This window comes from Lachnospiraceae bacterium KGMB03038 (assembly GCA_007361935.1).
Lineage (GTDB): Bacteria > Bacillota > Clostridia > Lachnospirales > Lachnospiraceae > Massilistercora.
Map to the genome: position 1 here is coordinate 2,573,131 of CP041667.1, position 14,111 is coordinate 2,587,241.

Consider the following 14,111-nt stretch of genomic DNA (forward strand, 5'->3'; position numbering starts at 1 on the left):
TCATCCTTTCTTCACATCACCGCGAATCTTCAGCAGTTGAGATCCCGCTTCTTTCGCAAAGCGTTCCGACGCCCAATGCCAGTCCTCGAATCCGGCCTCTTGCCGCCTGTCCGGGAAGTCATAAGCATTGCTCAGATAGTCTCCCAGATACCTTGTCACTTTATCTGCTCCTGAAAGATTCAGATGGTCTCCCTTATCTGAAGTATCTGTCTCCCAGTTGATCCCCAGTTCTTCTAACTTCATATTAAGGTCCAGATACTTCAGCCCTTTCTCCTTTGCGAAATCCACCAGACCATTGTGCTTTCTTGTATTATAATTCACTGGTGAAGGCCCGCTGTACAATACCAGCTTGGCTCCATTTTCCTGACATAACCGGATGATCTTATCCATATAGAAGAGATTCAGCTTTTCTATTTCTTTTTTCTCCTTTGTCTCCTCCATATAGGCACCTTCCCGGTATGCCTTCACTCCTGTCCGGATCTGGAATCCTTTATACATTTCCTGCGGATAACGCTCTCCGGTAAGAAGCGGTTTCCATACATCGTGGAACCGGAAAATGGGGAAATAGTAACTCCGCATTTCGCTCAACAGGGTTTGAAATCCCCCCATCTTTCCTTCATATCTATACATCACATTCGTCTCCAGGAGCACTACCTTAGGAGATTGGTTCTTGAATGCTGTTTTCATCATATAGTAGCTTTCCTGGATCTTCTGTCCCGGTTCCCCGCAGACATAGGAGGTAATCCCATGATCCTTCCAGATCTGCATGGGAGACACCGTTGTATAGCTTTCGCTGTCCCCCACCACCAATACATCTATGGTATGCTTCGGTTCTCCCTGAATCCCCGCAATACTTTTATTTCCTTCCAGGAGCAGATCCGCGTCCTGCTTTACGATCCTTACCACACATTGCGAAAGCAGCAGCAGGATACACATCAGGATTCCCAGAAACGCCCCTGCTTTTTCCACTGTTTTTATTCTTGTTTTCCAATTTTTCTTAAAATCCCGCATAAATCAAATCCACCTGTTGATATCCTGTTCCATAAGCTCCAAAAATGACCAGCGTCAATATAAGGACATAACAAATGCCCCACCGGACCGGAAGTTTCATCTTATCAATCGAAATTCCTCTGGCCATTCCCCGTTCCTGCACCATTCCATAGATTCCCACGATCAGACATCCCGCCGCGGCCGCGTAAAAATCCCCGGGCCTCAATCCCAGATTCAAAAATGTACCGTCCCTTAAGGGCTCAAGCGAGAAGTCCCGGAAGATACCCAAGAACATCTCCAAGCCAGCTCGGAATCCATTCGCGCGGAAGAAGAGTTCTCCTATGAAAATGATCCCCCAGGTCTTCAAAATCCTTATCCACCTCCAGTACCAGGAATCTTCCCGTATATGAGAGATTCTAAGAAACCAGTCCCGGATTGGCTCCACCGCGATCCCCGCCATCAAAACGGCAAAATAATACATTCCAAAGAAAATGTAACTCCATCTGGGGCCATGCCATAATCCATTGCACAGCCAGACTGGGAAAAGAGCCATTGCTGAAATTCCTAGTTTTGTTATATATTTCCCACAGTGTTTTCTTCCAAACTGATTCCACCGTTTGACCGGGGATGACATAGACACGGGGTAAAACACATAGGTTTTCAGCCATGTTCCCAGTGTGATATGCCATCTTCTCCAAAATTCCGCCGCGTTCACGGAGGCAAATGGCTGCCGGAAATTCTCTGGCAGCGTCACGCCAAACATTCTTCCGCTTCCGATCACAATGTCCATGGATCCTGAGAATTCCATATAGAGCTGGATTGTATAAGCAACTGCCGCGGCAGCCGTTACCAGACCGCTGTAGTTTTGATGATGATCAAAGACTTGGCCCACAAGAATATAGAGCCGGTCCGCAATGACCATCTTCTTAAAAAGTCCCCACAGAATCCGCACGCCTCCATTCCAAAGTCCAGAAGCGCTTAACCCTTCTCCCTTCCAGAGCTGCTCTGCCGTCTGAGAATACATACTGATCGGCCCTTCCATGATCTGAGGGAAGAACCCCAGAAAAAGAGCTATCTTTCCCAGGTGATGCTCTGCCTTTATCTTCCCCCAGTACACATCCGCCATGTATCCAACCGCCTGAAGTGTATAAAATGAGATTCCCACCGGGAGCAGAAGCGTCCGGATAGGCATAAATGTTTCTCCCACCGCCCGTATGGTCAAAAAGTTCAGATTCTGAGCGAAAAAATGATAATACTTTAAGTATCCTAAGACCCCCAGAAGCGTCAGAACTCCAAAGGCCAGCACCGCCTTCCTTCTCTCCCGCGCCGCCGTCTCAAGCCAAAGGCCGATATAATGAGTAAAAATCGTGGTCCCCAGAAGGTATAGGAGCAGTTTCCCGCTGATCAGATAGAAAAACGCGTATCCAAAGAATAACAGCGCCTTCCACCTATGTTTCTGAGGAACCGCCTGATAAACGATCAGCGCGATCGGAAGAAATATGAATAAATAGAGTCCTGTATGATACGCCATATGACACCTACCCTTTTAATCTTTGGATCATTGCCCAGAGCGCCTGCGCAGAGTCAAAGTTTTCCGGCGTCATCTCCGCCGCCTCAATCTGGATTCCGAATGCGGACTCCAGTTCTGACACCAGAGTGATCACTCCAAAAGAGTCCAGTATCCTCCCGCTGACCAGCGCCGTCTCCTTCTCATAATCTATACTGTCATCAATATCCCTTAAAATATCCATCAATTTATCCATTATTTTCCTCCTTCTTCATATTCCATTGATACGTGGGCTGCCTGCGGCGGAGCTGTTTCCACCCCATGTTTTTACTATAAAGCGCCACTGCCGGAAGTTCCCGGCTCAGGAACAATGCCATCCCTTCCACCATTGAATAAGCTCCCGTCCTTTCAAAGACCAGCATACTTCCTACGGAAGGTTCTTTTAGGCGGACCTTCTGGAGCAGAACATCGTTGACGGTGCAGAGCGCGCCGAACACGGTGTATTCTCCTTCCTGGCCCTCTTCCTTTTCTGGGATCATCTCCACATGCGGAAGGTACATCCCTCTGACCTGTCCATCGTAATGAATCTGATGGATTCCTCCATCTGTCATACAATATTTTTTTCCTTCATTTTGTTTGATCTCGCAGATTCTGGTCAGATAGTATCCGCAGACGGCTGTCAGCGCTCTTCCCATTTCCAGGACCACGTGTCCTTTCCATCGCATCCGCTTCACTGCTTCTGCCGTTTCTTTCAAATCTTCCAGAAGATGATCTTCTTCCCCTTTGAAATAAGAAACAGAAAGCCCCGGTCCATACTCCAGCGTTTCGATGAAAAATCCGTGTTTTTCTTCTATCTCTTTACAGCACTGGTCCAGATAAGCAATCTCCTCTTTGATCTTTCCAGTTCCTTTTTTCTGTGTCCCGGAAAAATAGTGAAGACCGACAATCTTTACAAACGGACAGTTCTTACGGATTTCAATCATGCTCGTAAGCGTTTCCCAATCCACACCAAACTGATTGCCGCTGGAGAGCCGAAGATAAACAGGCACACTTGCGTGATGCTCCTCGCACCAGTCGATCAGATACTGAAACTGCTGCGGGGATTCCACGGTACATGCGCTTTTCCCTCCCGTGTACTCCAGGATTTCATAAAGTTCTTCCTTTTTCTTGAGCACGCCGGAGATAAAAAGCTTTTCCGGCGGGATCTGAAGCTTGCGGCAGATTTGGAATTCCCCTATGGAACATACTTCCAGCCGGTCTGTCATCCCCGCCATCTGTTCCGCCAAAAATGGATTTGTCTTGATCGCATAGCAGAGGCCGGCTGTATCTCTCAGAATCTCCCGGAATTTTCCGACATGTTCCGTCAAGATATCCATATCAAAGATATAGGACGGCGTTCCGAACCGGGCCGCTCCCTGTTCTAAAAATGTCTTGTCCATCCTTCACACCTCCAATTTCTTTTGAAAATAGCTTCTGTCCGTCTTTCCATTCTTATTGAGGGGCATAGCCGCCACCTGGACGATCTTGCCCGGCACCATATAAGATGGTACTTTTTGCTTTAGTCCTGTTCTTACCTCACAGGGCTTGATCGTTCCTGTATAAAAGGCGGCCAGTCTTTTCCTCTCCTGATCCAGGACACAGCAGCTTCTTTCTACTCCCCGGACCTGTTCCAGCCACCGCTCGATTTCTTCCAATTCGATGCGATGTCCCATGTGTTTGATCTGGAAATCCTTTCTGCCCGCGAAGAACAGCTGGCCATCCTCTCCAAAATACCCCAGATCCCCTGTATGGTAGCAGCGTCTTTCCTTTCCATCCGGATCCGGTTCCATGCAGAATCGTTTTCTTGTCTCTGCCTCATTGTTATAATATCCATCGGACAAAGATTCCCCGGCCACACAGATCTCACCTGTATGCCCTGGCTCTGTGATCCTTTTCCCCGTTTCGTCCGAAAGGAATACTTCCCGGCCTGGAAAAGCTTGTCCAATAGGAAGCTTCTCCCGCATATCCCATTTCCCCTGGAGCTTGTAATAAGTACAATTACAAGTGATCTCCGTAGGGCCATAAAGATTGATGAATTCCGTATCTGGCAGCGCTTCCTGCCAAAGCCGCAGCTGTTTTCCCGGCATGACTTCTCCGCTGAACATGATCATGCGCACTCTTTCGGGGATCCGGTATTCCAATCCTTTTAAAGACGAGATCAGGCAGAGGGCGGATACCGCCCAGACAAGGACCGTCACCTTTTGTTCGCAGAGAAGATCTACCAATTTGGCCGGAATAGAAAAATATGCTTTGGGAATCAGTACCAGCGTAGCTCCTGTCAGAATGCAAGAGTAAATATCTTTTACCGACACATCAAAGTCAAAAGGCGCTTGGTTGCCGAGCCTGTCTTCTGCATGAATCCCAAAAATATCAGTAAAATGTCCAATAAATCGGATTACTGCCTGATGGCTTACCACCACGCCCTTGGGATTTCCTGTAGAGCCTGATGTAAACAGGCCATAGAGAAGGTCTGTCTCTTTGCTTTCTGCGCGGATCTTGGATAGTTTCTCCTCATCTGCCGCTATTTTCAGCGCTTCTTCCAAAAGACAGACAGGGACTTTTTCGCCAATCTCTGCCATTCGTTCCTTCGTATTTTCATCCCCCACTACCAATCCCGGCTTTAAAGTCTCGAAGATCTTCTTCGTCCGCTCCGATGGCTGTCCCGGATCTATCATCACATAGAAACATCCCGCATACACCGTTCCCAGCATAGCCGCCAGCACTACGGCGCTTTTCTCCATCAGAATGACCACAGGACTTCCCTTGGGCACCTGTCTTTCAAACGCAGTTCCCATACGCTTTGCCATATCTGTCAGTTCTTTCCATGATATCTGAAGGTTTCCATCATCCACCGCGATCTTGTCCGGATAAGTCCTCTGTGTATGTTCCAGATATTCCAATATATTTTTCATCTTTATATCCTTTCCTTCCGGCGCAGGCGGTATCCGCGATACCGTCCGCGCCTGTCGGTTTACTGTTTCTTACCGTTTTTGGTTTTGCTGTCTTTGGTTTTGCTGTCTTTCGCTTTGCTGTCTTTTGCTTTGCTGTCTTTCGCTTTGTTGTCTTTCGCTTTGCTGTCTTTCGCTTTGTTGTCTTTCGCTTTGCTGTCTTTGGTTTTGCTGTCTTTCGCTTTGCTGTCTTCTTCCTGAGTCTGACCGCCTTCCTGCTTCTGGCCGCCTTCCTTGGTATCCTGATTCTGATTCTCCGCGTCAGGCGCAGCCGGCTGAGTCGTCTCCTGCTGGTTCTGCTCCGCCGCAGGTTCTTTTCCTTTTGACGTACACGCGACCATGGCGATCGTCATCACCCCGATCAGCGCAAACACCAAGATACTTTTGCTAACTTTTCTCATGATCTACCTCCTTTGTGTTTTTAAAAGGATTCCTTTTGTCATGTCTCATTATGAAAGATAAACCTTAACCAATTCCAAACAGATTCTAAATAAATCTAAATCTCCCACTTTCTTCCTGTCAGCAAAACCTATCGCATTGCGGTCAATACTTTCTGAAGACCAGGTAGACAGACAGGAACCGGCGCGTGAAACCGCGCCGGTTCCTGTCTGATCTGTTTTAAGAGGATTATCCATACCTCCAAGACATTATGCCGCAAAATTCCCTGTATATAACTGATAATATTTCCCCTTGGCCTCCATTAGTTCTTCATGGCTTCCCCGCTCAATGATCCTTCCCTGTTCCATGACCATGATACAATCCGCGTTCTTGATCGTAGACAGACGATGTGCGATAACAAAGGTAGTCCTTCCTTTCATCAAGGCATCCATTCCCGCCTGGATCAATCCTTCTGTCCGGGTATCAATGGAGGATGTGGCCTCATCCAGGATCAATACTGGAGGATCTGCCACCGCCGCTCTTGCGATCGCAATAAGCTGGCGCTGTCCCTGGCTCAGATTGCCGCCGTCACCGGTAAGCATAGTCTGGTATCCATCCGGAAGCCTGCGGATAAACCCGTCCGCGTTGGCAAGCTTCGCAGCCGCGATACATTCATCATCGGCCGCCTCCAGCTTTCCATAGCGGATGTTGTCCATGACTGTTCCAGTAAACAGATGAGTGTCCTGCAGTACCATCCCCAGAGAACGGCGAAGATCCGGCTTCTTGATCTTATTGATATTGATGTCGTCATATCGGATCTTTCCATCCTGGATATCATAGAACCGGTTGATCAGATTCGTGATCGTAGTCTTACCGGCTCCAGTAGCTCCCACCAGCGCCACCTTCTGCCCCGGTTTTGCGTACATCTTGATATTATGCAGTACCATCTTAGAATCCTCATAGCCGAAATCCACGTCATCAAAAATGATGCTTCCCTTCATTTTCTCGTAAGTGACTGTCCCTTCTGCTTTATGAGGATGCTTCCATGCCCACAGTCCGGTCCTTTCATCCGTTTCCTCCAATGTCCCGTCCATATGCTCTTTGGCGTTGACCAATTCTACATAGCCCTGATCTTCCTCCGGCTTTTCATCCAGAAGCCGGAAGACTCTCTGAGCTCCGGCCGCCCCCATAACGATAGAATTCATCTGCTGGCTGATCTGCGCGATGGGCTGGTTAAAGTTCTTATTCAAGCCCACAAATGCGATCACCGTTCCTGCCGTCACTCCCATGGTTCCATTCAGCGCCAGCAGTGCTCCGATCACAGCACAGATCACATAACTCAAATTCCCGATATTCGCGTTGACCGGCATAAGAAGATTGGCATACCGATTGGCTTTATCCGCGCTGTCCCGGAGCTGGTCATTCAGCTTCTTGAATTCTTCTACGGTCTGTTTCTCGCGGCAGAACACTTTTACTGCCTTCTGACCGTCCATCATCTCTTCGATATAGCCGTCCACATTTCCAAGATCCGTCTGCTGCTTCTGGAAACACCGTGCAGAGAGCCTGGAAAAAACCGCCGTAACTTTCAGCATAACCATTCCTATGAGCACAGTCGCTATGGTCAATGGGATATTCAATACCAGCATGGAGACAAGCGCCGCCGCAAGAGTCGCCGCCGAATTAATGATCTGGGGAATACTCTGGCTGAAAAGCTGACGCAGCGTATCCACATCGTTGGTGTACACAGACATAATGTCTCCGTGCGCATGGGTATCAAAATATCTGATCGGAAGAGATTCCATGTTCGCAAAAAGATCATCGCGAAATTTCTTCATCGTTCCCTGGCTCACATTGACCATGATCCGGTTATAACTATAGGAGGCCGCCACTCCCAAGATATAGATACCGACAATCTTCACCAGGGCGGCGGCCAGCGGTCCAAAGTCCGGCTCTTGTGCCTGCAGCAGCGGAAGGATATAGTCATCCACCAGCGCCTGGACGAATAACATCCCCTGCATAGTCGCGCAGGCAGAAATGATAATACAGACCACCACCATCAAAAATGAAAATTTATAGCTTTTGACCATATAAGCCAGCAGCCGCCTCAATACATAGAAAGATGTCATCCTATTTCCGTTTTTCATGTTTCTGCGCTCCTTTCTCTTTCCTTCTTATGAAACCGCCTGGTCAAAGTCTCCGCCGCCCTGGGTCTGGGATTCATAGATATCCCGATAGATCTCATTGGTTTCCAATAAATGTTCATGGGTATCAAAAGCATTGATCCTTCCCGCGTCTAATACCAGAATCCGGTCCGCGTCCTCTACACTGGAAACTCTCTGGGCAATGATGATCTTTGTTGTCCCCGGAATATACGTTTGAAACGCTCTGCGGATTCTGGCATCCGTCGCCGTATCCACAGCACTGGTCGAATCATCCAGGATCAGCACCTTCGGTCTCTTCAAAAGAGCTCTTGCGATACAGAGTCTCTGCTTTTGCCCGCCTGACACGTTGGCGCCGCCTCTCTCGATCCAGGTATCGTACCCTTTCGGCAGACGATCGATAAATTCATCGGCGCAGGCAGCCTCACAGGCTTGTTCGCACTCTTCAACCGCAGCTTCTTCATTCCCCCACCGCAGATTGTCCAGGATCGTGCCTGAGAAAAGGACGTTTTTTTGCAGTACTACAGAGACCTGATCTCTTAATGCTTTCATATCGTACTCGCGGACGTCTCTTCCGCCGACTTTCACCGTCCCTTCCGATACATCATAGAGCCGGCTGATCAGACTGACCAGACTGGATTTCCCACAGCCTGTCCCTCCAATAATCCCAATGGTTTCTCCGGAGCGGATATGCAGATCGATATCCTTCAGTGTATCTTCTCCAGTTCCGTGCTTATAGGAAAAGCTGACGTGTTCAAAATCAATACTTCCGTCTGCCACTTCTGTCACCGGTTCCTTAGGATCCTGGAGGTCCGGTTTCTCTTCCAGCACTTCAGAAATACGCCTTACGCTGGCCGCGCTCATGGTAACCATTACAAAAACCATTGATAACATCATCAACGCCATCATGATCGACGTGATATAGCTGAACAAAGATGTGATATCTCCGGTGCTCATACTTCCCGCCACGATAAAATGGGCCCCAAACCAGGATACAGCCGTGATACACCCATAGACTGACAGCATCATTGCCGGATTATTTACAGCCAGCATAGCTTCCGCTTTCACAAACAGACGATAAAGATCATGGGCCGCCTTACCAAATTTTTGTTTCTCATAGTCTTCTCTTACATAAGCCTTTACTACGCGGATTGCCGTCACATTCTCCTGGATGCTTGCGTTTAGGTTGTCATACCGGTCAAATACTTCTCGAAATACGGGGAAGGACCGTACCATGATCAATCCCAGGATCACCGCCAGAAAACACATGGCTCCCAGAAACACCAGACTCAGCCGGTAATTGATGGCAAAACACATCACCATGCTGCAGATCAGCATAAGCGGCGCCCGCACCGCGATGCGGATGATCATGTGAAACGCGTTCTGTACATTGGTCACGTCCGTAGTCATCCTTGTGACAAGCCCTGCTGTACTGAATTTGTCAATATTGGAAAACGAATAATCCTGTACGCAGGTATACATACGTTCTCTCAGATTACAGGCAAAGCCAGCCGAGGCGCTGGCCGCGTATTTCCCCGCCATAGCACCGGACAGAAGGCTGACTCCCGCCATCACGATCATCAGCATCCCTAGTCTTAAGATCGCCGGCATGTCTGCGCGTTCCAAGCCGTCGTCAATGATCATGGCAGTGATAAATGGCAGCAAAACCTCCATGATCACTTCCAGAGTTGTGAATCCCATTGTCAGGAATGTTTCTTTCTTATATTGCTTTATTTGCGCCAAAACCGTTTTCATATTACCATCTCCTTTTTCCATTCGCTTTATCTTTGTCAGGAAATCTTTCGCCGGCGCGTACAAACTCCTGCCGGCAGCTATTTCGTATACAAACTTTTTACGCCCTCATGATCGGTCAATAAGAATTCTACTTCATATTCCATTGCATGTGAAATTCAAAGATGCTATAATCTATAAGTACTTTTTATAGTTACCGATTCACTTAGTTACTTATCAGGAGATTATTATGAACACAATACAGTTAGAATGTTTCGTCAGCGTAGCGGAACATCTGAATTTTTCCAGAGCTTCTGAAGAATTGAAGATTACCCAGCCAGCTGTGAGCCATCAGATCCGGACATTGGAACAGGAACTGGATGTGAAACTGTTCCGCCGTACCAGCAAAAGCGTTTCTCTTACCCAGGAAGGAATGATGTTTCTCCCGGATGCCCAGATCATTTTGAAAACCGCTCTGTCCGCTAAGGAGCGGCTGGGCAGGAAGGAGCATGTCCTTCCCCTTGATATTGGCTGCCATAATCACATGGAGATGAATCTTCTTCCGCCTGTATTTCATGATCTGGTGAATGAATTTCCATTCCTGCGGCCGGGCATCCATCTGGTTCCCTTCCCCTCTCTTCTGGGACAGGTTGTAAACCGGCAGATCCACGCCGCTTTCGGCGTCCTGGATCCGCAGCGCAAGGTCCAGCTGGATTTCCACAAACTTTGTTCCATACCAATCTCCTGTGTCTGTACGCCGGACCATCCCTTTGCAGAACAGAAAGCATTGACGGAAAAGGATTTTATAGAAAGCAAAAACAATATCATTGTCTGCTCTCCCCGCCATGTTTCCAGCTCCCTTTTTTCTGTCCAAAATCATCTGCTGTCCCAGCTTCCCCCGGAACAAAGATATTTCGCGGATGGCATCGAGAGCGCCCTTGTCCTGGCAAAGGCGAAAATGGGCTATACTCTGTATCCGGATATGCCTCAGATCCGGGAGCCTGGTCTTGTCTATATTCCGATCAGAGATCTTCCTATGCTCTCTTTTGGCGTTTTCTATCAGCAAAGCGACGACTATCCGGTAATGAAGCGGTTCCTTCGCCTGCTTCAGGATTTTTTGCAGAAGGATTTCTCTTCATAAAAAGCCGGCGGCTTCTGCTCTCGCTTAGAGAACGGAAGCCGCCGGCTCTTAAGATTTCTTTCTATACATATTCCCGGATCTCTTTCCTGGCATGACTGATAAACGCTTTCGTAACAGGCGAAAAGGCCTGCGCTTTCTTCCAGGCCAGCACCGTCCTGGATTCCATTTCCGGAGAAAGAGGAATAAATTTTACATTTTCATATTTGCAATTCAAATTCAGCGTTAGTCCTACGCCTACCCCTCCTTCCACCATAGCCACCAGATTATACCAAAGATTTCCTCCAGCCACGATATTGATTTCTTCCGCGTAAGATCCAAACCAGTGGAAGATCTCATTCTGCAGCATGATACGGCGGGTCATGATCAGAGGAACTCCCACTAGATCCTCCGGCTTTACCTTCTCCTTCTCAGCCAGTTCAGAATCTTCTCTTACCAGGACTCCCCAGGTCTCTTTCTCTGGAAGCCGTATAAACTCATACTTACTGATATCCACAGGCTCTACCAGGATACCCAGATCCAGTGTCCCCTGTTCGATCCGTTCTTTGATATTGTCGGAGTTACCGCTGTAGACCTCATACCGGACCAGCGGATGCTGCTTTTGAAAAGAGGCCAGGACCCTGGCCAGAAAACGGGAACTTCTCAGTTCGCCGCTTCCAATGGCAAGTTCCCCTGTCAGGCTGCTTTCTTTCTGCAGGAAATCTTCCTTGGTCTTCTCCGCCAATTCCAAGATCTCCTGGGCCCGGCGCCAAAGCAGCCGGCCGTCTTCCGTCAGCGTGATACTGTGCTTCCCGCGCTCAAACAAGGTGACTCCCAGTTCTTCCTCCAACTGCATAAGCTGCCGGGAAAGGGTGGGCTGAGTGATATGCAGAAGCTTCGCCGCCTTAGTAATATTTTCCTCTCGGGCGGTCATCAAAAAATAGTTCAAAACCCGTAATTCCAATGTCGACTCTCCTTTTATGCTTGAAATAAAGATTGGCAGAACCAATGGATCATAGCTCTGTTGCGCTCGATCACGTCATAAACGCATTTCTCCATCTGCCAGTCTCCGATACATCCTGTAACGATCTTGGAGATCATCTCCAGAATATAGTCTGTTTCCATTGGTACCTTTATTTTCCCCTCTGCTTTCCCCTCTTCGATCAGCTCCCGCAGAATCTGATACTGGGGCCGTTCTTTTTGCAGGTAATTCTCTGTATCCTCTCGGATAAAGAAGAACATTGCCCACCGGGCTGAACTCTTTCCATCCTCAGTCAGTACCCGCAGCATGACCAGCAGGAATGCTTCCAACTGCTCTTCTGTGGAATATTCACGTCCTCCCGCTTCCAGAATTTCATTGTAATACCGCTGATAGCGTTCGTCATATACCTTTGGATACTGGAAGACCTCTTTCTCCTTATCCGCCGGGATGTATTCATAATACATGCTGTAACATTTATCTGCACAGGTAGAATGGCCTTTTTCACTCATCTGCTTTAAGCCCCATCGGGCTACGCTGTACAAGGCCCGAATCAGTTCTTTCCCTTGTTCTGTCAGAGAGTATTCCGTATGTGGCGGGATCTCATTGTACTGAATCCGGTCAATGACTCCATTGGCTGCCAATTCCTTCAACACCTGCGTCAGCGCCATATTGGTGATTCCTGGAACTGCTTTTTTAATCTCACCGTATCGCATGACCTGATACTTATTCAATTTACAAAGCACATCCATCACCCATTTCCGCGAAACCAGATGAAAGACATAGATGATCGGGCAATCACATCCAGTTCCCTGCATCTGCTGCCCTTTCTTTTCTTCAATATCCATATATAAAATTACACCTCCTTACTCCGAAATTCCAAACGGCAGGCGTTTTGTTCCCACTTTCTCTGAACAAAACGCCTGCCAGTCTTTCTTTTAATCTGCCTAATTCCGCTCTTGCTCTTTCTTTTGATGTCTTTCAAACAACAATCGGACATCCTTGATGATCATACACAAAACAAAAATAAATCCCACATATCCGTTGACCATAAACAAAAAGTTGACCAGTATATTAAACGGCAGCAGCAGCGCAACTAAGATCGCGGCAACCGTCAGGCATAAAGTCAGGATTTTATACGGTTTGGATTTTTCTTTAAAAAACCTTACTGCCGTTGTCCACAGTAACGGACAGGCTGAAGAGAAAATCGCCAAGAAGATAACGATAGCGAACACGACCGCAATATATGGGAAAATGTTCTCTGCCAAAATCAGACTGGGCACCTGGCTGTCTGCCACCTCTTGAATATTTGCAATAAACGCAAAAGATAGAACAACTCCTGTCAGCACCGTCACGACCTGTCCAAGTACCGCTCCCCAGAGAAGCTCTTTGATCCTATGTTTTGCAGCCAAATTGGCGCAGAAGCCTGGGAACCACATCAGAGCGAATCCCCCGTAGGCCATAGCGGAAGTCAGCCAGTTGCTGCCGCCCTGCAGGACTTCGGTCTCCCCGTTTGCCAGCAGTGCCGCTCCTTCCGGCACTTTCTGCCAGTCTCCTGCCAAAGTGATCACAGCGATCCCCATAATAAAAACAATCAGAATCGGACCGATCTTACCAATCACGTCTACCACCGCATCCAGACCAAAGATCGTAGAAATACAGGCACACCCTGCCAGCAGCGCCGCTCCAGTCCAAGTAGGCCACCCAAACTGCTGGGTCAACGTAGCGGAAGCTCCCGCGACCATCATGACAAAGGACATAGCACAGAGCACCGTAGCAAAATAATCGAAAAATTTCCCCAGATAGGGTCCACAATAATAATAAAAAATATCACTTCCTTTGTCAAATTTTTTCCGATGTCCAGCCATCAGGCAGCTGCAGTTGGTATAAACTAAAATGGCCAAAAACGCGAGCCCTGTCAGCACGCACTGATATCCATAAGAAGCGAAATACTGCATCACTTCCTGACCGGAAGCAAATCCTGAACCTATGGAAAAGGCAATAAAAGCTCCCATGAATATAATGATATTCTTAATACTTAATTTTGTCTCCATGTGTAAAGGCGTCTCCTTTCGTCTTTCCTCTGTTCTTAAAACTTCCCGGTCAGCTTTCAACTTGCTTCCATCATAACAGTCCTCTCTTTTGCCCGGCAAGTACGCAAATCATCTTGAGCTAGTCAGTTTTTTTTGACTAAGACATGATAAACTGCGTACTTGCCGGCTTTTTTGCAAGGCTTTTATAATGGTGCCAACAAGGAAAGGAG

At 47.9% G+C, this 14,111-nt stretch carries 12 protein-coding genes; 1 reads left to right on the top strand and 11 read right to left on the bottom strand.

The genetic code is table 11. The features are described from left to right. The 8 genes from FND36_12585 to FND36_12620 form a co-directional block, all read right to left on the bottom strand. Window positions 1-1,011 (bottom strand): SGNH/GDSL hydrolase family protein, encoded by a 1,011-nt coding sequence (locus tag FND36_12585; GenBank protein QDW74801.1) that lies wholly within the window; start codon window positions 1,009-1,011, stop codon window positions 1-3. Beyond that, complete coding sequence (locus tag FND36_12590) at window positions 998-2,521, bottom strand: MBOAT family protein (protein ID QDW74802.1); 1,524 nt, start codon at window positions 2,519-2,521, stop codon at window positions 998-1,000. The genes FND36_12585 and FND36_12590 overlap by 14 nt, the downstream gene beginning before the upstream one ends. A 7-nt stretch (window positions 2,522-2,528) precedes the next feature. Then, window positions 2,529-2,753, bottom strand: coding sequence for an acyl carrier protein (locus FND36_12595; GenBank protein ID QDW74803.1), 225 nt, complete (start codon window positions 2,751-2,753; stop codon window positions 2,529-2,531). After that, on the bottom strand, window positions 2,746-3,936 hold the full coding sequence (locus FND36_12600) for a hypothetical protein (GenBank protein ID QDW74804.1): 1,191 nt from the start codon (window positions 3,934-3,936) through the stop codon (window positions 2,746-2,748). The genes FND36_12595 and FND36_12600 overlap by 8 nt, the downstream gene beginning before the upstream one ends. Window positions 3,937-3,939: 3 nt before the next feature. Further along, entirely contained in the window at window positions 3,940-5,448 is a 1,509-nt protein-coding gene (locus tag FND36_12605; GenBank protein ID QDW74805.1) for a D-alanine--poly(phosphoribitol) ligase, read from the bottom strand. A 59-nt stretch (window positions 5,449-5,507) separates the two neighbouring features. Continuing rightward, window positions 5,508-5,885, bottom strand: a complete 378-nt coding sequence (locus FND36_12610; protein ID QDW74806.1) for a hypothetical protein — start codon at window positions 5,883-5,885, stop codon at window positions 5,508-5,510. A 246-nt stretch (window positions 5,886-6,131) separates the two neighbouring features. Continuing rightward, window positions 6,132-8,006, bottom strand: a complete 1,875-nt coding sequence (locus FND36_12615) for an ABC transporter ATP-binding protein (protein QDW74807.1) — start codon at window positions 8,004-8,006, stop codon at window positions 6,132-6,134. 27 nt (window positions 8,007-8,033) lie between these two features. Then, window positions 8,034-9,776 (bottom strand): ABC transporter ATP-binding protein, encoded by a 1,743-nt coding sequence (locus FND36_12620; protein ID QDW74808.1) that lies wholly within the window; start codon window positions 9,774-9,776, stop codon window positions 8,034-8,036. A 226-nt stretch (window positions 9,777-10,002) separates the two neighbouring features. Here FND36_12620 and FND36_12625 point away from each other — a divergent pair, with 226 nt between their 5' ends. Further along, window positions 10,003-10,893, top strand: a complete 891-nt coding sequence (locus FND36_12625) for a LysR family transcriptional regulator (GenBank protein ID QDW74809.1) — start codon at window positions 10,003-10,005, stop codon at window positions 10,891-10,893. A gap of 61 nt (window positions 10,894-10,954) precedes the next feature. On the opposite strand, the gene FND36_12630 is transcribed toward FND36_12625, so the two are convergent. From FND36_12630 to FND36_12640, 3 genes are all read right to left on the bottom strand, one after another. Beyond that, window positions 10,955-11,833 carry a LysR family transcriptional regulator gene (locus tag FND36_12630; GenBank protein ID QDW74810.1) on the bottom strand — a complete coding sequence of 293 codons (879 nt, stop codon included), beginning with the start codon at window positions 11,831-11,833 and terminating at the stop codon, window positions 10,955-10,957. A 14-nt stretch (window positions 11,834-11,847) separates the two neighbouring features. Further along, the gene (locus tag FND36_12635) at window positions 11,848-12,696 is read right to left on the bottom strand and encodes a helix-turn-helix transcriptional regulator (protein ID QDW74811.1); all 849 of its coding nucleotides are present in this window, start codon (window positions 12,694-12,696) and stop codon (window positions 11,848-11,850) included. A 99-nt stretch (window positions 12,697-12,795) separates the two neighbouring features. Beyond that, complete coding sequence (locus tag FND36_12640) at window positions 12,796-13,902, bottom strand: hypothetical protein (GenBank protein ID QDW74812.1); 1,107 nt, start codon at window positions 13,900-13,902, stop codon at window positions 12,796-12,798. Window positions 13,903-14,111: the final 209 nt, after the last annotated feature.